We start from the raw sequence: 21,746 nt of genomic DNA on the forward strand, positions 1-21,746 counted from the left end.
AAATCCGGCCAGAATAATGGCAAACGTTGTTTCGTTCAATAACGTATGGTTCCAGTACGATTCGCGCCAGGATTGGACACTTCGGGAAATCAATCTAACCCTTGATGAAGGAGAATGGCTAACGATCGTGGGTGGTAACGGTTCCGGAAAATCAACGTTAGTTCGATTGATTAACGGCCTGCTCCAACCTACATTGGGAGAAGTCGCCGTTTACGGAAAGAAAACATGCGACCATCGGAACTTATGGGATATTCGTCAAACTGTGGGTATGGTGTTCCCCAACGCGGAGAATCAAATTGTTGGCATGACCGTGCAGGAGGATACGGCTTTTGGCTTGTATAATATCGGCGTTTCCCCGGAAGAAGCAGAATCCCGGTGCCGATCCGTCTTGCAATTGCTTGGACTCTATGAACTGAAAGATCGTCCTCCATATTTTCTATCCGGCGGGGAAAAACAAAAGCTCGCGATTGCCGGAGTTCTGGCCATGGAGCCCAAAGTGATCATTGTTGACGAGTCCACTTCCATGCTCGATACCCAAAGCGCCCGGCAAATTCATGAGATCATGTCCGAACTGCATCGTAACGGATACACGCTTATCCAGGTGACCCATGAGGTCGAAGAGATTTTCACTGCCGATCGTCTTGTTGTGATGCAAAAAGGCAAGATCCGGTTCGATGGAACGCCCCAAGAAGCGGCGGCAAATTCTTGCGTTTTTACGGACTCCGGCCTTCTCCCTCCGTTTTCTGTTCGAATGCGTGATCTTGCCAAGCAAAAAGGGCTGAATGTACCTGCTACGAATGAATTTGGATTCGGGGATGAGTGATGGATATTGTTTTAGAGAACGTCAATTGCATGCTTGCCACCAGAACCCCTTTTAATACAAAAGCCATTGATCGAATCTCGCTGCATGTTCCTGCAGGGCAGTTCATGGCGATTATGGGACCGACCGGGAGCGGAAAAACCACATTGGGACAGTTGATGGGAGGCCTGATCCTCCCTCAATCAGGGGTAATACGGATCGGACCTTACCGAGTCCATAAAAAGTCCGACCGCCTCCGCCTTTGGAAAACAATCGGATTCTTGTTCCAATTCCCCGAGCACCAAGTCATAGAGGATACGGTTTTCAACCATATCGGAGCCAGACTACATCGACTAAGCACGAGGCGGGATTGGGTTGCCGAGCAAGTGAAACAGACGATGGAAGCCTTAGGGTTGTGCTTTAGGCAGTTCAAAGACCGGTCGCCTTTTCAAATCAGCGGCGGTGAATTAAGGCGGATCGCACTGGCAGGGGTGCTCGTTACAGAACCGAAAATTCTCATTCTGGACGAACCGACAGCAGGCCTGGATAACTGGGAACGGAGCAGAGTGTTATCGTATATAAAGCAAGTTCATAATGAGAGAAAAATGACGGTTCTCTACATGACTCATCGGCTTGAAGAGGCCCTCGAATACGCTGATCGGATTCTCGTGTTGGACCATGGTCAATTATACGCGGATTTCCACCCTTGTAACATTCGGGATCACTGGCAGCGGTTGGAGCGAATCGGTTTTGTGAAAACGCCCCTGCTCCGTTTTATAGATTCACTCGAAGAACGGTCCGCCAACAAACTGCTCGAAGGTGTATATAAAGAGGAGCAATTGATATCATTCATCACAACTCTCTCTAGGGAGGAACTGTGACATGCAATGGTTGAAGCTGCTGTCTTTCGGGCCGTCTATGAACACGCGCTCTTTTTTGCAAGACTTGGATCCTCGTTCAAAACTTATCTTTACAGCGACATATTTATCTTTGGTTACCATCTCAAATGATCTTCTCAGCGTGGTTTTCTATGCAATCGTTGGATTGTTGTTGGTTCTCGCCGCCCGATTGCCTCTAGCTTATTTATGGAACGGTTTGCTTGGTTTGCTCCCCCTACTGCTCACGCTGTTTTGTTTCCACATGCTGTTAGGCGATCTTAAACATGCAATTCTCCTGCCTTGCAAGCTCATTTTTTTTATAACAACGGCTATAGCGCTCAATGCAACAACCCCTCCGACCAAGCTGGCAGACGGTCTAGAGGCCATCCTACGCCCGCTTACTCTCGTTCGATTTCCGGTTCAGAATTTCGTATTTATGATCTCGGTGGCCTTCCGGTTTATTCCGCTCTTTATCGATGAAACCGACTCCATGTTGAAATCGCAAAAAGTGAAACACGCGTGTTATAAAGGCGAAGGTCTTCGAACCACAACACAATCTCTTCTCCAGCTTCTCGTTGCTCTGTTCGTTGCCGTGCTTCGCCGTGCGAACCAACTGGCTCTCGCGATGGACGCTCGCTGTTACTTACCGGGAAATATAATCCGGGCACGTCGTTTACAGTATAGTTGGCGCGATTGGATGACGATCCTTTCTGCGCTGGCTCTGCTACTGATCCATTTGCTGTTGAAAGGAGAAGGTTTTGAACGATGAATTCCATGAAAAATTACTGGCTAAAGCCTGTAAGTGCAGAAGCTTCAGAGATTCACACCCGTTATGGAGCGGCACGATTTGCCACAAGAAAAATGATTACGGTCGCTTTTCTTGCCTCGTTATCCGCTATTTTTCAATCCATGGGAGGCTTATTGCCAGGGATAGGCTACTTGATTAGTCCCCTCGCCACAGCCCCCATTGTGTTATGTACGATCCTTTCCGTCGGTTCCGGTCTGACCGCCTATTTGCTCGCGATGCTGCTTCTCTTTTTTATCCAACCAAGCGAACTGATCGTTTTTCCTTTCACTACAGGTTTATTGGGGCTTGGGATTGGCGGTTCGCTGTTATATTTGAAATTACGCTTGCCGGCCGTGATTGCCGGATCGTTTTCTTTGTGGGCGGGAATCCTTTTGTTGCTTTACGTTTTTCGATTTCCTGTTCTGGGCCCTGCAGTTTCATCTACAGTTAGCCTAAGTACGATCTCTATCGTTTATGTGTTCTCGCTTTTCTACAGCTGGCTATGGGTAGAAATAAGCAGGTATCTCATTACGAAAATAAGTAAGGGATTACTTGAATAAGACTGGGCAATCTGTTATCAGGGTTCTCGAAAACCCTCTGCCGGACCGAGGGCCGGATGGCCCCCAGCGTGAAAGAATTGCCTACACTCGATTTTTCTGTTTCCCTAAGGTTCTTCTTATCTCTGCAACTAGCTTCTTCTTCTCAACATCAGATATGGCATCAGCAGACAATTTCCTTGCTAAAATCGGTATTATCCAAGGCACTACATCATCATAAGAAATCCCAGAGAGTCTATAGTATTCGTCTATAAATAGGTCAATTAGATCCTCACGAATCGAATCAAACATATCTCTAGTTTCCTCGGGAAAGGAGGACGGCAATACGGCATATCGAATCATTACAATATACTCAGCAATATCTGCTTCAGGATTTCCTATGGTTGCATTCATCCAGTCTAACAAGATTGCTTCTCCGTCATCCTTAACGATTACGTTGCGTGGATTTGGATCCCCATGACATAGGCATTGTTTCGTTTCTAGCGATTCTAATAAGGAAATTGCGCTCTCTTTTTCACTGGCACTCAGGTAATGAACACTCAAGATGTTTGATTTTATTATGCTTTTCTGGCAAGGCAATTCCTTACCTTCAGCTAATGCTTGGTGAACGCGAAATAGTAGTTGAGCTGTAAGCTGAACGTCGGCTTGTTTAACTTCGTTGTTCTGGCTAACGATAACCTGATTAAAAAAACGCTCCATCATAGTTTCACCTGTAATATGTTCGAATACAATCCCCGGTCTTCCACTCATTTTCGTTAACTCAAAAGGCTGAGGAATAGGGAGTCCACATTCCCAAGCGATGCAATTATTCAAATACTCTCTTCTTAAAGCTTCGAAACTTGTATTCTCTTTGGCTAGTTTTATGATTCTATTATTCCCTACTTCGAAAACCTCAGAGCATCCACCTTCTCCGATTTTTTGTCCTAATGTATATAACATTAAAGGTAACCCCTTTCTTTTAAGTTTTTGTTATTTCAGCTAACGTTAATGTATTCACGACGTCCAACTATAGGTTGTATCTTTTCGAATATGCAGCTTATTTACTTAAGTCTATCTATAATTTCATGTATTTGATTAATATGCCTTTGTTCATGTAAGTACAGTGACTTAACCCATTCAATTAATAACATCTCTTTAAAGACTGGGTGTATATAATGTCGTTTACTCAACACTGAGGGGTCTTCTACAGTGTTTAATAGTTCAAGTAACTTCTGTCTTGAAATGTTTAGTTTCTCAATAATCTCTTGGTATTCTAAAAATTCATCCGTTGGTTTAGCAATCTCAGGAGCTTCTAGCTTTTGACTTCTATCAAGTAGAAATTCGACTGATTTATTTTCTATAAATGAATCTTCTTTGCTCTTTAACCCTTTCTTTATAGCTACGACATATAATTCCTCTGTTTTAAAAAGGTGCTGACAAACCTGACTAATACTCCAACTGTTTAAGTCTTTCTGTTGGTTTAATTGATCTCTACTCAAACCGTCAAGAATTCCAAATAATTCGTCTCTGGTTTCTTCTAATTTTTGTTTGATTTCTTGAAGCTCCATAAAAAACTCACTTTCTTTAATATTTTGCGGATATTTCCTCTAACGTTCTCGTATTTACGAATCCTAACCCCCTTAGGTACAAAGTGCTTAGAAAAAGGGAATGTAATCTGCTTAAAAATGCTTATTATATACATTGATAAGTCGAATATATGTTATCGTTTATAGTCAGGCTCTTCCAAAGTAATAGGATTCGGATTGCTGAGGACCCAATGCACTGCCAGCTCGCACAGTCTCGCAGGTTCATCGCTGCCATTTCCGTTTTGAAGTTCTTTCGCTAATATTCCTGCCTCCTGAAGTGAAGCGGGATCTAATGGTGTACCCAAGCTAAAGTAATGTATCAAACGATTGAGCATTTTACGATATTGCTGATCCCAGTTCATACCGCCGTTATCTAAAATTTCGTATGACACTTTACCCGTAATCCGGATAACCTCACCCTGTACGGTTTTCGCATGTCCTTTTGAAGGAATGAGTAAATTCCAGAGTTCGTGATGTTGCGCCTGCCATCCCTTTGTTGATACTGTTATCGAAGAGGCGCCGTCATGCGTCTTTCGCTTCTCTACTGGTGGAACATCAAATAACTCATATAGACGTAAAAGTGCCTCATCGGTTTGATTCAAATACTCTTTATTAAAACCTTCTCTGTGAAATTCAAAGTCGTTTCCGATTCGCTTAATAGAGTCCTGCATCTCCGGCGTTACAGTTGTTCCAGCGTTAAGCAAAATATCGGCAGCTTCCGCCATATTGACAATATCCGCGTTCCTGCACATGGCCAAAGCTTTTTCTAATGGAGTCTGTCTCATTTTATTTATTGCGTTGATATTAGCGCCTTTAGCAACCAACGTCTGAACCGCCTTTGGTTTAAATGAACTTGCGGCGGCAAACAAAGGTGTCTCGTTCTGATAATCAACGGCTTCCAGATCTGCACCCAAATCAAGCAGCAGCTCCGTATGACCACACCAACTCATGGCATGTTTGTGCAGAGGCGTTGCTCCGTAATTGTCTCTAGCATTTATATCAGCACCCTGTTCTACGAGCCAGCGAACCAATTCATTCGGTACTTGGTAAAAGCTCAAGGCTGTTGATTTACTGTAACCGCCACGGGCATCCACTTCGCATCGGGTAAATACCTCTTTTAATGCGGATATATCGCCTGCATTAATTAGCTCATCAAAATTTTTCGGTAAGGTGTTTTTCTTCTTGCCCATATGTGCTTTCTCTCCTGACGTCAGAGTTTATAAATTTTCTTCAGCAATGCGTGAATGCTTTGTTAACTGAGGTTGTTATCGTCTTCGATTCAAACGCTCAATTCTTCTGGTAAACCTTTCTGATACATCTGTATACAGTTATTGTTTTCTTCCAGTGTTTTAATAATATCTGGATGGGGTTCATAATAATTTGTTGAATAGTCTATTTCTCCGTACTCTACTCGGATCGGAAATGCTAGTTGTTCTTCTTCAATGGAGAATTGAGCATTTATCCCTTCCTTGTTACCTCTTGCATCTATTCTGACCCATTTGCCTAGGTCTTTTAAATATACGGAATTTAGAGCATGAATGCAGTATCCGTCTTCTGGTTTGTCAAATAGCGTTAATCTCTGGTAACAAATACCCGCGGGAATATCCATTCCTCTTAATAAAGCCGCGAGCAAATGCGACTTGGCATAACAAATTCCATGCCTTTTCTCTAGAACTTCGGAAGCTCGTCTTGTTACTTCCTGTTTTTTTACATCATATGAATGATCGATCTCATCACGAACATATTCGAACACTGCCTTTATCCGTTCCATTTCAGTATCTTGTTTAAACGACCTTATGAGATCTTGAATTTGAATATTAGAATAATTGATATATTCTGATTCCTGAAGATACGCATGTAAAGATTTTTCGTGCTTCATTTGTTAAACCCCCGGTCAAGAAATGTATCAATTTCAGTTAAGTCATATGTTTTTCAGGCTAAGACTATCCAAGAAAAGCTGTAATCCAAAAACATATTGCGGTAATCACGGATAACGGTGTAGCTATGTACTTCTCTTTTTTACTTTTAGAGAACGCATTCAATACGGAATTTATGGATAAATAGACGGCAAAGAAGAAACAAATCCCTCTTGTAATTCCACTTGAAAACAACAAAGGGACAAGTCGTGCTGTTTGTAAAAGGATTAATATGGCAAACCATTGAATCAATACGGAAAAGGCACACATTAATCTCATGTTGGTAGGCATAATTCGATACTTACCTCCCATGGCAAACTCTCCATAGGGTAATCCTAATGCAAGAAAAATATATAATACGGATGCAGCGAAAAAAGCTGCACTTCCTATAACAGCTACCACCATCATACTCCCTCCGTTCGTTATCATCTGTATAATCATGAAATTGTTAATCCCTCAATTATACCTTCTCCTTTATCCTTATTTTTCCTCCCAGGTAAAAATTACTGAGAACCATATCATTTCTTTATTTCATCGATCACTTGTCTTTCTTACTTCGAGATCAATCACGCCATAAAAAGCGAAATGCGATACGGGATACTCTTTCACCTTTACTCTGGGTAGGCTACGCCAACCAAGTATTTGCCTCATAAGCTGATATACCATCTTTCGCTGCTCTGCCAGTGATTGTCCTGCGCAGCGGAAAAGGCGTCTCGGTTGCCACCATAGCCTGACTGCAGTTAAGCAGCTGGGTTATTTTTGGGGTTTTGTTGAATGAGCCATCTTATCTTCTCGCTTTTTCAAATAAATATAGAGAAGTATGCTTCCAAAGAATGATATTTCAACTGCCCCGGTAAGAATCCTCATCCATCGCGTTTCTTTAAAATCAAATAAGATATGTCCTATACAGTATACTGCCGATAGCGTAATGACCCATTGAAGTAGTAATTTTTTCATTCGCCAGTGTCCCCCTCTTAGTGTAAATCTCACTTTTATTCGATAAACCGAGTCTTTATATGCTTGTCGTTCGTCGCTTAGCAAATACTATATTATATTTAAGTTAGACTAAATAGTCTAATAATCCTTGATAACTCGATTAAGGGAGCATAAATTTACTGTAAAGTATGATTGTGAAATCATGGAGTTAACAACAGGCTGTCGAAACTATACATAAACGAATAGAACGTTCATCTAAAATAACCATGCAAGACTGTGGCCACCTCCCCTTTGTCGAGACACCTCATGAATTCAATCAAATAGTACTTGATTTCCTGTCGAAAAGGAATGAAGCCTTTTGATTCTACTGGAACTTGGATACATACAAGCAGAAATGAAACGGACTAGCGTGACTAGTCCGTTTCTGTTTGTTCATATTATGTCTTTTTGAGTTATTGCAGGGGTTGCTATTTGAGGTTGACTCCGACAAATACGGCAAGACGTTTGTCGCCCAATTAGAACATCCACTAACCCGTGAATAACGTTCCACCCCATGAAAAAACAGCCGAATCTCTATTAGAAACGGCTGGTTTTCTTCACTCAAGAATTATTTTTGGTTTAGGATATAGTTGACTGTCGTTTCTATCTATTTCCTTGCCGTTCTTATGCTCAAGATGTACAAGTTCGAATATTCCCATATCAGATTTAATGTACATCGAGTAATTAGGATTTGTATTAAAGAACTACTTTCTGCTTTGCCCCCTTACCGTTAACAATGGCAGAGCAGTTTTCCAGTCCAAGTCCTCAATGTTAAATTTCATCCATCTTAGGCTCACGCAATTTTATAAAATTCGAACACCTGAAATCATAAAGAAACAAAATTCCGGGCAGGGCAAGCAAATAAAGCTGCCACTTATGGCGTGCCGGCTCCACGCAATTCGACAGTATCAAAACCAAAGACCACATGATTCCTGGTAAGGGAATCTTGTGGTCTTATCGCTCCGCTTCTTTAGCTTCGGCGGAAACCTGAGAGCAAATGCTTCACTTAGAACGAAAGGCTTCCTTATAACCGGGGTCTTGATGTACTCCGCGTAAACTTTAAGTTCAGGTCAATCTTCGTACCAAGCGTCCGGGATCATCTCACGCTCCAGTACCAGCAGTTCTTTGATGATCTGGTCCGCGTCGCTAATGGAATTCACGAGCGGATCCGTCATCATCGCTCTCCTCAGCTTCTCGTAGCTCTGTTCCACGACCGCCTCAGCCGTAAGCTCATGCGTATCCAGCACAAGCTCCTGCATGCCTCGAATTCCCCGCGGCATTTCGCCTACGTGGACCGGCTTTGCCCCTTCCATGCTTACGTCGCACAGGAGCTCCAGGAACGAGTCGTCGCTCATGTTCGTTACCGCTCCGCGGTTGAGCGTATTGATGAAGAAGCGCTTCCCCAGATTTCCCACCATATTTTCGATAATGTCCGTCGCATGATCCGGGCCGAAGGTGCTCATGTAATCGGCAATCGGAATGTTCCCCGAGAGGAAGTCGTCCACCTGGCGCCACATCTCGTCGTGTCGCTGATATCGGTCCTCCGTCTCCCAAATCGATAACGGCGGAATGGAGTCCCGCGTCTTGCCGAGAGCTTGCCAGTACCGGACATACTCCTTTGTATGGGCCGTGCAGGTAGGAATGTACCCGAAAATGTCGTACAGTTCATACGTGATGGCGTCGTTATGAAGCGCTTTTGCGCCGTGGTCGCCGCCGTTGTTCTCTTCGCCAGCTGCCTTGCGCATGGCCTCCGCAATCGCAGGCATGACATTCTTTCCTTCGAACTCCGCTTTCAGCAGCCAAGTGAAATGATTGACGCCGGCGACGCGGAAGTCGAACTTCCGGTCAATCTCATCGGTAAACTCGCTTCTGTCTCCGATAATGCCGGCCCGCACGGCATAATAGGCCTTCTTATGCGGCATATGATGGCTGTCGCACAGCGCGAACGATTTTAGCTTCGGCGCATATCGGTGTAATGCGATACCATGGACGGTAGATGGGTTAATATAGTTGATCACCCAAGCGTCAGGGCACAACTCCTCGATGTCTTTGACGCATTCCATAATGACCGGCAGCTCCCGCATCGCTCGGAATATCCCGCCCGGTCCAATCGTATCTCCGGAGCACATGCGGATGCCGTATTTCAAAGACACTTGGCAATCGATGCCCCGATATTTCACCGATTGTTCGGCGAAGCTAAGTACAACGAAGTCGGCCCCGGGAAGCACCTGTCTTCGGTCGGTCGAGCCCTCCACCTTCAAGGAGACGTTGTTCTCCCTGGCCACCATCTCGGCAAGTCGCACCATTTTCGACAGCCTTTCCTCATCCGTATCCACCAAAGCAAGCGTTCCCCGATTCAGGTAAGGGGAGTGGACCATCTGCCATATGGACTGACGACCGAAAAAAAGGCTGCCTGCCCCGATGACGACCACCTTCGGCTGCTGCATGTTGGAACCATTCATGAATAACCCTCCTCATAGGATATAAGTCCATTATAGGAGAGTGGCCGGAAAGCGGAATGTACGATAGTTTTCAAAACATGTCATATAGTATGATTATTCACATTGCATAAATTCTTTAGTATACTTGCTTAAAATAAAGAATGTCATACGGTAGAGGAGACAGTGGGAATTGGATGTGCGCCAAGAAAATGAACATGAGTATAATCAACGAACTCTCGGAGTATATTAGCCTCCGGATGAGCTCTTATTCAGAACAAGCTCATGATCCGGGCTGGATCGAACACAAGTCGCATCCCGATTACGATCTCTGGTTCATTCAATCGGGCTCGGTGAAGATCACCATCGACGGGTTCGAACATACGGCTGTCCCGGGAGACGTGGTGTTTTTTTACCCCGATATGCCCTATATCGCTTCGACGACCGGGGATGTTTGCCGATTCTTATACATACATTTCGATTTCGGCATCGGAGAACAGCAGCGAATTTTGGGAGAGTTTCAACTCCCGGGTATTGTGGCGGGCGACCTGATCCGGGAAGAGGCAGCGCTGTTCACCAAGGCCTATCGTCGGTTGAAGCAAGGCAGCGGTACGTCGGGAAACCAACTCTACTTAAAAGCCTCTCTTCTCGTCGTGATGGCTAAGATTCTCGAGCTTCACGGGCAAGGTGCCTACGCCGGCAAATTTCTGAACGGCAGGAAGCCGAGAAAAACAGAGGGAAGCCTGGATGTCCTGCAGGACGTATTCCAATACGTGGATGCGAACTTGCAGCGTACCATTCGGATGAACGAGCTCGCGACAATTGCCGGCGTCTCCGAGAAGTATTTTATCTCCTATTTCAAGAAAACCGTGGGCATCACGCCGGGGCAATACATTTCCCAAATCAAAATGAATCGAGCAAGAGATTATCTCTACGAAAAAAAATATACGATCCAACAGATCGCAGGCTTCCTTGGATATCCCGATCCGTTCACATTTTCGAAAGCGTTCAAGAAATATTACAACGTGCCTCCTTCGAAATTCGAGTAGCTCTCACCACTACCGTACATGCGAGTCTGCATTCGGCGGTTCCAAAAGGTTAAACACCATCCAGATATCCTGGACGTACGTAAAAAAGGAGATCCCCGCCTTCGCGGAAATCTCCTGGTCCTTATTCTTCATCAAAATAAACGGTTTTTCCTGTTTCTGCGGATATATACACGGCCTCTAATATTTCTGAAACAATCATCGCTTCCCTCGGTTTAACCAAGGGTTCGGTATCGTTCACGATACTGTGAATCCATTGTTTGGCTTCATACTCGAAATCGGTCAACTCTTCTCCCCTGAATTGCTCTCGTGCATTCGGATTTACCTCGATTTTATTCAGGAACAAGCTCCCGTCCCTCTCGCCATTGATCCGCAGTTCATTTTTAGCAAAATCCGCTCCTCCCTTCGTTCCGCACAGCAGGTTGCCGCCGCCTTCCGCAATGTTAAGGGCCCAGCTGGTTTCAATGATGACCGTCGCTCCATTTTTAAATTTCACATACCCGAAGGCCGAATCTTCTACCTCGAATTCGTTTGGATCCCAGGCCCCCCATTCGTTCGCGGCATTTTCGGTATACTTCAGTTTATGGAAGACACTGCCGACGACGCTCTCCGGCTCATAGTTATCCATCAACCATAGGATCAGATCCAGGGAGTGGGTTCCAATATCGATCATGGGACCGCCACCCTGTTTCTCTTTATCCAGAAACACGCCCCATGTCGGAACGCCTCTTCTTCGGGTAGCGACCGCTTTTGCAAAATAGATATCTCCAAGTTCCCCATCGGCAATCATCTTTTTTAACAGCTGGCTTTTGGCGTTGGAACGATTCTGGTACCCGACGGTAAGCTTCTTGCCTGTTCGCAAGTGGGCTTCGTACATCGCTTTGGCCTCCGCACCTGTGACCGCCATTGGTTTTTCGCACATGACATGTTTGCCGCTTTCGAGCGCATCAATGGAAATCGTCGCGTGCGAGCTGTTCGGTGTTAGCACATGCACGACCTCAATCTCTTCCATGGCAAGCAGATCGATGTAATTAGTAAACACCTTTGCTTCAGGCGTGCCGTATTTTTTCGCGGCTTCCTCGGCTCTTTCCGGCTTCAAGTCGCAGAAGGCCACCATCTGTACGTTGTCTACCTTGGACAAACACGGCATATGTTTGCCGTTCGCAATCATTCCGCAACCAATGATCCCTACTTTTACGGTTCTCATGGAATTCCCTCCCTCGCGTTATTTGAACTCTACCGTTCGGTTTTCCTTATGAGCGATGTATGCCGCTTCCAATAGCTCCGTCAATTTCGTTCCCTCTTCTAATCCGAAGGGCATCGGCTTGTCATGAATCAAGGCATCCGCCCATTGGATGATCGGAAGCGGCTGCTCTTTAGGGAGTTGAGTGGGTGAGATCCATCCGGAAAAAGGGGAATCGAGCTTCTTCGAGATGACTCTAACGGTATCATCTGAGATCATCAAGGTGCCCTCCGTACCGTAAATCTCAAGTGCAGAAGGGGTTCTGTACGTCACAAGGCTTGTTTCGACCAGTGCGACTGCATTGTTGACGAACTCAATGGAGCACTGCGCATTATCTTCCACTGCACGATGGGTGAAATAATGAAACATGGAGGTGATTCGTTTGGGCTGACCCAACATCCAACTGGCTAAGTACATCGGATGACATCCCAAATCCATCATCGCTCCGCCGCCGGTTTGCTTCTCATCGTACCAGTATTCCGGGAGCCAATTGTTCAATGCGCCGTCGTGGCCGTTCCGAATGCGCAAAAGCGTCACGTCCCCTAATACATGGTCATCGATCAGCTGCTTCGCAAACAATTGGTGAGGCCTTGTGCGAGCCGGAAATGAAATGCAGAACTTGACGCCTGCTTTGCGTACCGCTGCAGAAATCCGATTACACTCTTCTACGGTAAGAGCCATGGCTTTCTCGGTAAAGATGTGTTTGCCGGCCTCAGCGGCAGCTACCATGACGTCAGCGTGCATGCTTGTAGGGGCATCCACCACGACGCCATCGATGTCTTCCCGCTCAAGCAGCGTATCCAAATCCGCTTCAAAATCCGTTCCCAATCGGGCAGCCCATTCGCTTCCCCGTTCAGGCTGTTCGTCCCAGACTGCGGTGAGTTTAACGTTACCGTGAGATTGCAACCTTCTTGCATAATCATCTGCATGCACATGCCACTTACTTAACATCGCAACGTTCAACATGCGTTTCCCCTCCGTCATCGTTTGTATTTTTTCAAGATTTTAGTTTTCTTCAAAGGGAGGTGGCGTATAACTTGCTCCAAATGGCGCATCCGGCCTTGAAAAATCCCCCATTAAAGCTCTTCGCACAGGCGTAGTTCTTTGCATAAAGTTGACATCGTTATGAAAACGGTCCGAGGGCTTTACCCACGGAGGGCTATAGATGTAATGCATGGTATAGCGGTCGTAATCCCAATTATGTTCGTACGCCCGATGCCATACTGCGTTGTGAAACACCAGGACTGACCCTGCAGACGCACATATCACATGGCTGATCGGCGTACCCGAATTTGCAGTCCGGATCGAATCCGGTAGTGGAACGAGACTGCGGTGGCTGCCTGGAATCAACTCCATATTCCCCATGCCGGGTTCTTCCTGATCGGTCAATAAAAATGAAGCACGGAGCTGAATAAGGGGGACTGGGTACCCCAGATTCTTAAAATCGAAGGCGCTGGATCCGTCTTGATGCCAGCCTCCCATCCTCCCCATTGCTGGCTGCATCGTATTCCATCCGGACTGCATAATGAATCGATCGCCAAGCAACCCCCTTATCTTCGGTAAAACCGATGGATGATCCATTAAGTTTTCAAGAGCGTGTTCAGACTCATACCCTCTGCCGACTTGACCCCAACCGACTGTACCTGCGGCTTCATGAATTCGAATTGATGCCTGCAGGCATTCTTGGACCTCCTCTTTCGACAGCACATTCGGAATGACAAAATAACCCCACGATTCGAACATAAACTTATCGAGTTCAGTGAATGCGCCTGCTGAAACGACCGGGTTTAACATGAGTTGTCCCCTCTCTTGCATATTTAAAAGAAGACTGACCTAGCATTCATGAAATATTCGGGATGGCGGTGATACCATCCCGCAAACCTCTTCACTAGAATCCGACATCATCTCGTTCTGCAGCTTTTTGAGCCACGAACTCCGCCATTTCTTCCACGCCGGCCGCTCTGAATTTTTCTTGAACACTATGAAGCATATTGAGAGCTTCTTCATCTGACCCTGCAAAAAACGCCTTCTTAAATTCCTCATCGAAATTCAAACTGCTGGTTTTATCGATATATTCCTGATATTTAGGCCACTCTCTTGCAAGGTAGCTGGCGCTTACTTTGTCTATGATTTTGATAGGCATTTTTGCGGAGAAACTTTCCTCCAGCTTTTGCCATTCCGTTTTTGATCTTCGGGCGTAGGCCAAGTGACTTCAGAGGAGAATGCTCCGATGAACCTTCCTGGAAGATAATTAAGCCCTGCGTCTCTTTTCAGATCCGGGTTTTCATCGAACTGTTTTTTCACATCAGGGATCCATTGGGGTACCCCGTTTTCCATCGTGTAGTGCGTTCCTTCGATTCCGAAATACGCAAGCAATCGGCCTTCTTCGCTGTTGACATAATCAATGTACCGCAATGCCGCATCGGGATCTTTGATGTTAGCGCTTAAGAAAAGGGCAGGGAATCCGGAACGGCCGGGTTTTTCCACTTGCGTTCGAATCTCTCCGCTCTTATTCTTCATCGGTCCGAGTAGTTCATATTGCATTTCCGGATTCGTTTTATACAGCGTTTTTTGTAAATCAACTAACATAGGCTGGGCTCCGAATACGGCAAGCTTGCCCGTCGTCAGCTTTTCATTCGCTGTTGTACTCGTATTGTTGAAGGCTTCAAGATCAAACAAACCTTCCGTTAATAACTTCCTCATGTATAACAATCTAGCTTCATGATCCTTGGACTGCGTCCAGTGAATCAGTTTTCCATCCACTTCACGGTAGTCCGAAATCGTGTAATCCGTCCACCCGGCAAGGAATTGGCCGTAATCCCATCCATTCCACATCGTTCCGGCAGGGATGACCGGCTTCCCGCCAATATCCTTGAAACCGCCGTCTCTGATCTTGATCAATAGATCGACTAGTTCTTCTTGCGTATCAATATCCTCCGCTTTTACGTTTAAAGCTTTCAGGATATCTCCTCTGGCAAAAAGGCCGTAATTCCAATTATGAATGCTCTCAGGGGTACCGTCCGGGGTCTCCGTAGGAATGAGATACGTCTTGCCTTCAAATTCGGGACTATTGAGATCGAACTCGGCAAAATCCTTCGCGATTCCGGTAGTCACAAGTCTTTTAATATTCGGGTATTTATCGAGATAAGGGGTTAAATCCAGAAGCTGTCCTTCCATGGCCGCCTTCTTGATGACTTGTCCTTCTCCTCCTGTCGTAGACCAGAAAGGTGCGTTAACGATATCCGGAACCGTACCGGAAGCAAAAATGGTGTTTAGCTTTTCTACTTCGCTTGTCGTGATGGATTCCAGTTTCAACGTGACCCCGGTTTTTTCCCTGATCTGCCCGGCTACGGGATTATTCTCCTGGTCCTGCGGGAAACCGGCTCCGCCACCGTTCCAAGCACTGAGGAAAGACAAGGTCACCGGTTTTATTTCTTCAGTACCTTGCTCCTTCGGACCCGTGTCAACCGTACCTGCATCCTCCCCTCCGCCTTTTCCCGTACATGCCGTCATGGTTGCTAAAAGCAGTAAAGCGATTAGTGTCATGACAAGAACACTCCTGCGCTTGTTCTTCCTCATCCTACAATCCCCTTCCATTGGAAGTTTTTTTATATAAAAGGCATAGCCTTTTATACCGACTACTCCTTAAGAGAACCTACCAATACGCCTTTCACAAAATATTTCTGGAGAAATGGATACACACAGATGATCGGGGTCGTTATAATGATGACGAACGTCATCCGCAACGCTTCCGGCGTTACTCCTCGCAATTCCATCTGCGTCTCGGTCATGTTTTGAATGGCGGATCCGCTATTTCCCGACGACGACGTCATCGACTGGAAAGACGCTTCGCTGATCATCTTGTTAAGAAACGTAGCGGCAGGCTGCAGCTTTTCATTCTGTATGAAAAACTGACCGGTAAACCAGTCATTCCACACGCCCACCCCGACAAACAAGGCAATGGTAGCAAGCACCGGCATCGATAGAGGCAGAATGATTCTTGCAAATACCGACAACTCGCTTGCCCCGTCGATTCGGGCCGATTCCGACAGACCTTCAGGGATCCCGTCGAAGAAGGTTTTCATGATAATCGCATTGAAAAAGTTATATAGGGACGGCAGCACCAGCACCCAAAACGTATCCAGGATGTGGATTTGCCGGAACAGAATGAACGTCGGAATCAGTCCGCCGCTGAACAACGTGGTGAAGAAAAAGAAGAATACGATGTATTTTCTTCCCGGCAAACCTTTCCGCGAAAGGGCGTAGGCTAATAAGGCCGTCAAAAATACGGAGGCAACCGTAACCACAAGGGTTCGGGTAATGGAAATATAGAAGGAATTTAGGATCAAAGTGTTGCTAAAAGCTTTTGCATAGTTTTCTAATGTAAACACTCTAGGGAAAAAATAGATTCCCCCCTTCATCGCATCGTAGCCGTCATTGAAAGACAGGGCTAGAAAATAGATAAATGGATATAGCGCCGTAGCGCAGAATAAAAGCAGCACCGCATAGTTAAGCGTCATATACATTTTGTCTGCCGGCGACAGCCTACTTGCACCCATAACACACACCTCCTTATCTTCAGTGCTAGCTGATTACCATAACGATACGTTACTCACGCGTCTGGATATATTATTGACAGCAACAATGAGCAGCAGCGAGATCGCAGATTTGAATAAACCGATGGCCGTGGAATATGCTAATTGCCCCTGTTGGAGGCCTGTTTTTAAGACATAAGTGTCTAAAATCTCCGAGACGCTTAAGGTTGCCGGGGACTGCATCAGCCAGATTTGGTCAAAACCCGCGTTCAGTATTCCGCTGAGTGAGAAAATAAGCAATATGGCGATCGTTGGCGTAAGACATGGAAGCGTGATCTTGAATAGTTTGCTCCACCTTCCAGCCCCGTCGATTTCCGCAGCTTCATACAAGTGTGGATCGATATTCGTTAACGCGGCTAAATAAATGATCGAACCCCAGCCTACACCTTTCCAGATGTCGGATATGAGGACCAATGGATAGAATAATTCCGGCTTTCCCATAAAAAAGATGGGATCCAAACCCATTTGGTACCGAATGTCATTGATAAGCCCTACGTTCGGAGACAGGATTTTTTGAAGTAAGGTAACGACAACGACCCACGAAACGAAGTGCGGCAGATAGGAAATCGTTTGAAACACTCGTTTGATTTTTTTGTGCATGACGGCATTGAGCATTAAGGCTAGGATCAAGGGAGCTGGAAATCCGAAAATAAGTTTAAGGGCACTAATGGATAACGTATTTCGGAGCACATCATAAAAACTGGAATCGTTTAAAAACTGCTCGAAATATTTAAATCCTGCCCACGGACTCCCCAATATCCCCAAATTGAATTTGTAGTCTTTGAATGCGATGATAATGCCGTACATCGGATAGTAAGCAAACACCAGGAACCAGATAATAGCAGGAAGCAAAAATAAGTATATGTGCCTGAAATACCATATTCTAGTTAGTTTCTTATTCTTTTTTAATTGTTCAAATCCAGGGATAAGAGCACCCTTTGGTACCATTCTCCGAACACCTCCTACATCTTCGTCGTACGGTATATAGCGACTGTCTCCCCCTCCTCCATTGCAAGCGGTTTCAATTTTATAGTTTAAATATATTCAATATGGTGTAGGAATCATTCCACAATTTCCTCATTTGGTTAAAAAGTAACCTTAAGTTATAGATAAACGGGGCAAAAGCCCCTATCCCCAACCTTCTTTTAGGTGTTTTTATTCCTTGGCAAGGATACATTATATTCAATATATCCTTATGAAATGGTCTGATAAAAAGTAATATTCTGAGATGTAGCGACCTGTGGTAGGGTTTGAAGAGCTTCTGCTGGATTTCTTTATCGAATTGATTTTGGGAATATTATGGGGGGAGGATTTCATGAGTGGTTGACCTAGTAAAAGAGTCCGTGCAGCCATCGCTCTCCATTGTCAGGCTCCAATAGAAAGCGCATCGGACTCGTTATTAGGTTGCATATATAGGAAGAAGCGGGTGTGGGTATCAGAAAGTGGATGCAACGTTTTTTCCCGTCGTCTCGCCAATGACCAATTCCGGCTCCACTAGGGTTTTAAAGTATTTTCCGTCTTGCCCGTCATCACTGTTAATGACCTCTAGCAGCGTATAAGCCGCACGGTAGCCCATGTCTCGTTCAAATTGTTTAACATGCGTGAACGCGCCGTATCCTTCGATGATGGAAGTCGGATCGTCAAAACTGATGATGGATATGTCCTCAGGCACCTTCAATCCGGCTTGACGCGCAATCTGATAGATTTTTACTCCAAGAATTCCGTTAAGCGTAATATAAGCCGTTGCCATTCGATTTTTGATATAGCGGTACAATGGATGGGTTTCAGCTTGCTCAAGGCTTCCGATTTCAAAACCGGTTACGATGTGGGCAGGGTTAATGAGTGCTCCCTTTTCCTTGAAGGCATTCATATATCCATCGATCCGTTCTTGAACGGTTACGGTTTGTATGGGCGAATCGGAGCAGATGGCGATTTCACGATGCCCCAGTTCCCACAGGTAATTTACCGCCATGTTAGCGCCAAGCCTGCCGTCCGATGCGATATAGTGAGTTTCCACCCCCGGAAGGTAACGGTCAATGAGAACAAACGGAAACCCCGCAAATTTCATGCTTAGTATTTCCTCGTTGAATAATTCCTCGTCCACCGGAAAAATCAGCAATCCCTCCACTCCGATGTTACTGCATGTCTGGATCGCCTCTTTTTCCTTATCAATATCGCCTTCTGATAAATAGATAACGCAGCGGTAATCGTTCTCATTCAGCGCTTGCTGTATACCTTGTATAAGTCGAATCGTAAAATAATCATAAATGCTGGGCATAATGAGCCCTATCAACCGTGTCCCCATTGCTCCGCTAGTTTTATGGACAGGTTTTACGGCACTTATCGGAGGAGTGGCCGGCATTTGAGATTCGGGCTCGCTTACAAAAGTCCCCTTTCCGGGCACCCTGGTTATGATTTTTTCGTTAACCAAGCCGGCCAGGGCATTAACGACCGTAATCTTGCTTACTCCAAAGCGCTCCATGAGTTCCTTTTCCGTAGGTATACGGTCTCCAACCTTCAGTACCTGCGACGATATCAACTCGCGTATATACTCTTGAACCCTCTGATACAAAGGCATTCTATCCGTAGAGCTCAACCGAATCACCACATTTCATTCAATATGTTTAATATATACATTACGAATGGTGTAAGCGTTTTATTCCATGCTCTAATTATGGAAACAGCGGCAGCCATGGACGAGAAATAATGTCCTAGACTGCCGCTGTTTTATTGAACTATCGTATTCGTTGACTTGCGTGGGTGTAGTTTAACTCTTCCCTACGACTTCCTTAAGAGCACTTACTATACCCGCAGTTCCCGCACGTCTTGCATCCCTCGATGTTAATCAAGGACGCCCCGCCGCAGGACGGGCACAGATCCAGCGACATGCTGCCGCCTGCATGCGCGCCATGTCCGCCGTTGCCCGCGGCTGCCGTTGCCTCGGCTTCGCCTGCATCGGCAGGCGCCATCGTGGCTGCAACCGGTGCCGGATCATGGTCATGATCCGCCTCGGCGTTGTTGGCCACGTGCGTCTCGAGCGCCTTCGCCACGGCGTCGGCGATGGACTCGACGCGGTTCGCGCCGAAGCCGATCGCGCCGGTGCCGCCGATGCCCTTGAGGTGCTTGATCAGCAGCTCCACCTTGTTGCCGTGGTCCCCGTAACGGAGGAACAGGGAGCATACGCGGCCCAGGGCTTCCGCCATCGCGAACACATCCGATCCGGCTTTGCCGACGTTCAGGAAGATTTCGCTTGGAATGCCGTCCAGATCATTGATCGTGATGTACGCCATGCCGAACGGCGTGTTCATTTTATAGGTTGCGCCGCGCAGCACTTGCGGACGCTTCTTGTATTGTTTATCCAGTCCGCTCTTGCTCGGCGAGGCTGTTACAGCCACGCTTGCAGCAGCCGGCTCCACGCTCGCCGTTTCCTCAGCGGCTTGGCCTGCCGCGCTTTGCTCCAGCGCCGTTTCCGCGGTAGAAGCTGTCGTCGCTTCGGCGGCTTTGTCTTCTTTTTTCTCCGTCTGCAGCACCTGCACGTCGCGGCTGCCGTCGCGGTAGATCGTTACGCCTTTGCATCCCAGATCGAATGCCAGCTCATACAGGCGTTTCGTATCTTCAACCGTGAAGTCGGACGGACAGTTCGCTGTCTTCGAGATGGAGCTGTCCACCCAGCGCTGAATCGCCGCCTGCACGCGGATGTGATCCTCGGCGGAGAGACTCATCGCCGTGACGTAATAGTCCGGAAGCTCTTCGCCCGGATGGCTGTCCAGCCAATCCTGAGCAATCGGCACGAACTGCTCGTCGAAGCCGAGACGGCTTTGACGGAAGTATTTGAAGGCAAAGTACGGCTCGATGCCCGTCGACGTTCCAACCATCGTACCCGTGCTGCCTGTCGGTGCTTGGGTAATGACGGTAACGTTGCGGGCCCCTTTTTTGCGGACCGCTTCGGCAACTTCCGGATACACCTCGGCCATATTTTTCATGAAGCCGCTTTGCAGAAACAGTTCGGCATCGAATGCCTGGAACGAGCCCTTCTCCTCGGCAATATCCGCGGATGCAAGATACGCTTCGCGCGCGATGAAGCCATACAGCTTATCCAGGAACTCCAGCGATTCCGGACTGCCGTAACGGATGTTCAGCTTGATCATCAGCTCGGCCAGACCCATCGTTCCGAGGCCTACGCGGCGCTCTTTTTTCTGGTTTAATTCGTTTTCTTCGAAATGGTAAGGCGTCCGGTCGATGACATTATCCAGGAAACGCACGGAGTAACGCGTCGTCGTAGCCAGCTCATCCCATGCGACGTCATGATTCGCTTCATCGTAGAACTTCGACAGGTTCATCGCGGACAGGTTGCATACGCCCCAGCCCGGAAGCCCCTGCTCGCCGCAAGGGTTGGTACAGATGATCGGGTTGAAATACCAGCTGTTGGACATCTGGTTGTAGTATTCCATGAAGACGACGCCCGGCTCTGCCGATTTCCATGCGGACTCGATAATGGTGTGCCATACCTCGCGTGCTTTAACCGTTTTATATGGAATGATGCTGCGTCCGGCCTTCTTCCATTTATCCAAATCGCCGTCCCACAGCTCATCGTAATCGGGATCGGTGGTATCCGGGAATACGAGCTCCCAGTCCAGATCTTCCTTCACGGCTTTCATGAAATCGTTGCTGACGCATACCGACAGGTTCGCGTTCGTGACTTGTCCCATCGTCTGCTTCACCGTAATGAAATCCTCCACGTCCGGGTGCCAATCGTTCATCATCAGCATGAGCGCCCCGCGGCGGCTTCCGCCCTGCTCGATCAGGCCTGTCGTATAACTGAACAATCCGCCCCACGATACCGCACCGCTGGAGGATCCGTTCACGCCTCTCACGATCGCGCGCCGAGGACGAAGGGAAGACAAGTTGATGCCGACACCGCCGCCACGCGCCATAATCTCGGTCATC

The 21,746-nt window shown here is 46.7% G+C and carries 21 protein-coding genes; 5 read left to right on the forward strand and 16 right to left on the reverse strand.

Translation table 11 applies throughout. The features are described from left to right. Positions 1-16 precede the first annotated feature (16 nt). From HMPREF9412_RS04055 to HMPREF9412_RS04070, 4 genes are read left to right on the forward strand one after another with little or no spacing between them, the layout of a single operon-like run. Positions 17-823, forward strand: coding sequence for an ATP-binding cassette domain-containing protein (locus tag HMPREF9412_RS04055; protein WP_036671167.1), 807 nt, complete (start codon positions 17-19; stop codon positions 821-823). Continuing rightward, a complete protein-coding gene (locus HMPREF9412_RS04060) occupies positions 823-1,680 on the forward strand; it encodes an ATP-binding cassette domain-containing protein (RefSeq protein WP_009589844.1) in 858 nt (285 codons plus the stop codon). The genes HMPREF9412_RS04055 and HMPREF9412_RS04060 overlap by 1 nt, the downstream gene beginning before the upstream one ends. 1 nt (position 1,681) lies before the next feature. Next, on the forward strand, positions 1,682-2,446 hold the full coding sequence (locus HMPREF9412_RS04065) for an energy-coupling factor transporter transmembrane component T family protein (RefSeq protein WP_009589924.1): 765 nt from the start codon (positions 1,682-1,684) through the stop codon (positions 2,444-2,446). Beyond that, positions 2,443-3,024 carry a hypothetical protein gene (locus HMPREF9412_RS04070; RefSeq protein ID WP_009589814.1) on the forward strand — a complete coding sequence of 194 codons (582 nt, stop codon included), beginning with the start codon at positions 2,443-2,445 and terminating at the stop codon, positions 3,022-3,024. Before HMPREF9412_RS04065 ends, HMPREF9412_RS04070 begins: the two co-directional genes overlap by 4 nt. Positions 3,025-3,105: 81 nt before the next feature. Here the strand turns inward: HMPREF9412_RS04070 and HMPREF9412_RS04075 are convergent, their stop codons facing one another. The 7 genes from HMPREF9412_RS04075 to HMPREF9412_RS04105 form a co-directional block, all read right to left on the reverse strand. Continuing rightward, positions 3,106-3,960, reverse strand: a complete 855-nt coding sequence (locus HMPREF9412_RS04075) for a phosphotransferase family protein (protein WP_009589921.1) — start codon at positions 3,958-3,960, stop codon at positions 3,106-3,108. 101 nt (positions 3,961-4,061) lie between these two features. After that, positions 4,062-4,568, reverse strand: a complete 507-nt coding sequence (locus HMPREF9412_RS04080) for a DinB family protein (RefSeq protein ID WP_036671116.1) — start codon at positions 4,566-4,568, stop codon at positions 4,062-4,064. Positions 4,569-4,720: 152 nt separating this feature from the next. Next, positions 4,721-5,776, reverse strand: a complete 1,056-nt coding sequence (locus HMPREF9412_RS04085) for an ankyrin repeat domain-containing protein (RefSeq protein WP_009589960.1) — start codon at positions 5,774-5,776, stop codon at positions 4,721-4,723. An 89-nt stretch (positions 5,777-5,865) separates the two neighbouring features. Then, a complete protein-coding gene (locus HMPREF9412_RS04090; RefSeq protein ID WP_009589896.1) occupies positions 5,866-6,465 on the reverse strand; it encodes a transglutaminase-like domain-containing protein in 600 nt (199 codons plus the stop codon). Positions 6,466-6,529: 64 nt separating this feature from the next. Further along, positions 6,530-6,910, reverse strand: a complete 381-nt coding sequence (locus HMPREF9412_RS04095) for a hypothetical protein (protein WP_009589900.1) — start codon at positions 6,908-6,910, stop codon at positions 6,530-6,532. Positions 6,911-7,255: 345 nt separating this feature from the next. After that, positions 7,256-7,459 carry a hypothetical protein gene (locus HMPREF9412_RS04100; RefSeq protein WP_009589967.1) on the reverse strand — a complete coding sequence of 68 codons (204 nt, stop codon included), beginning with the start codon at positions 7,457-7,459 and terminating at the stop codon, positions 7,256-7,258. 1,088 nt (positions 7,460-8,547) lie between these two features. Next, the gene (locus HMPREF9412_RS04105) at positions 8,548-9,939 is read right to left on the reverse strand and encodes a family 4 glycosyl hydrolase (RefSeq protein WP_009589828.1); all 1,392 of its coding nucleotides are present in this window, start codon (positions 9,937-9,939) and stop codon (positions 8,548-8,550) included. Positions 9,940-10,112: 173 nt separating this feature from the next. On the opposite strand from HMPREF9412_RS04105, the gene HMPREF9412_RS04110 reads away from it, so the two are divergent. Beyond that, entirely contained in the window at positions 10,113-10,964 is an 852-nt protein-coding gene (locus tag HMPREF9412_RS04110) for a helix-turn-helix domain-containing protein (protein ID WP_009589822.1), read from the forward strand. Between the two features lie 121 nt (positions 10,965-11,085). Here HMPREF9412_RS04110 and HMPREF9412_RS04115 read toward each other — a convergent pair whose 3' ends face one another. The 9 genes from HMPREF9412_RS04115 to HMPREF9412_RS04150 all read right to left on the reverse strand — a co-directional run. Continuing rightward, positions 11,086-12,168, reverse strand: coding sequence for a Gfo/Idh/MocA family protein (locus HMPREF9412_RS04115; protein ID WP_009589873.1), 1,083 nt, complete (start codon positions 12,166-12,168; stop codon positions 11,086-11,088). A gap of 18 nt (positions 12,169-12,186) precedes the next feature. Then, positions 12,187-13,170 carry a Gfo/Idh/MocA family protein gene (locus HMPREF9412_RS04120; protein WP_009590060.1) on the reverse strand — a complete coding sequence of 328 codons (984 nt, stop codon included), beginning with the start codon at positions 13,168-13,170 and terminating at the stop codon, positions 12,187-12,189. 39 nt (positions 13,171-13,209) lie between these two features. Then, entirely contained in the window at positions 13,210-13,998 is a 789-nt protein-coding gene (locus HMPREF9412_RS04125; RefSeq protein ID WP_009590040.1) for a phytanoyl-CoA dioxygenase family protein, read from the reverse strand. A gap of 94 nt (positions 13,999-14,092) precedes the next feature. Beyond that, on the reverse strand, positions 14,093-14,347 hold the full coding sequence (locus HMPREF9412_RS33210) for a conserved domain protein (RefSeq protein ID WP_009589969.1): 255 nt from the start codon (positions 14,345-14,347) through the stop codon (positions 14,093-14,095). Continuing rightward, positions 14,329-15,783 (reverse strand): extracellular solute-binding protein, encoded by a 1,455-nt coding sequence (locus tag HMPREF9412_RS04130; RefSeq protein WP_254663995.1) that lies wholly within the window; start codon positions 15,781-15,783, stop codon positions 14,329-14,331. The genes HMPREF9412_RS33210 and HMPREF9412_RS04130 overlap by 19 nt, the downstream gene beginning before the upstream one ends. Before the next feature lie 59 nt (positions 15,784-15,842). Next, positions 15,843-16,763 (reverse strand): carbohydrate ABC transporter permease, encoded by a 921-nt coding sequence (locus HMPREF9412_RS04135; RefSeq protein WP_009589795.1) that lies wholly within the window; start codon positions 16,761-16,763, stop codon positions 15,843-15,845. Between the two features lie 33 nt (positions 16,764-16,796). Then, positions 16,797-17,747: an ABC transporter permease gene (locus HMPREF9412_RS04140; RefSeq protein ID WP_009590053.1), complete on the reverse strand. Its 951-nt coding sequence runs from the start codon at positions 17,745-17,747 to the stop codon at positions 16,797-16,799. Positions 17,748-18,234: 487 nt separating this feature from the next. After that, on the reverse strand, positions 18,235-19,377 hold the full coding sequence (locus HMPREF9412_RS04145; RefSeq protein WP_083829907.1) for a GntR family transcriptional regulator: 1,143 nt from the start codon (positions 19,375-19,377) through the stop codon (positions 18,235-18,237). A 211-nt stretch (positions 19,378-19,588) separates the two neighbouring features. Further along, positions 19,589-21,746, reverse strand: a 2,158-nt coding sequence (locus HMPREF9412_RS04150) for an adenosylcobalamin-dependent ribonucleoside-diphosphate reductase (protein ID WP_009589783.1), incomplete at its 5' end; no start/stop codon positions are given.

The sequence above is a fragment of the Paenibacillus sp. HGF5 genome (assembly GCF_000204455.1).
Classification (GTDB): Bacteria; Bacillota; Bacilli; order Paenibacillales; family Paenibacillaceae; genus Paenibacillus_AQ; species Paenibacillus_AQ lautus_A.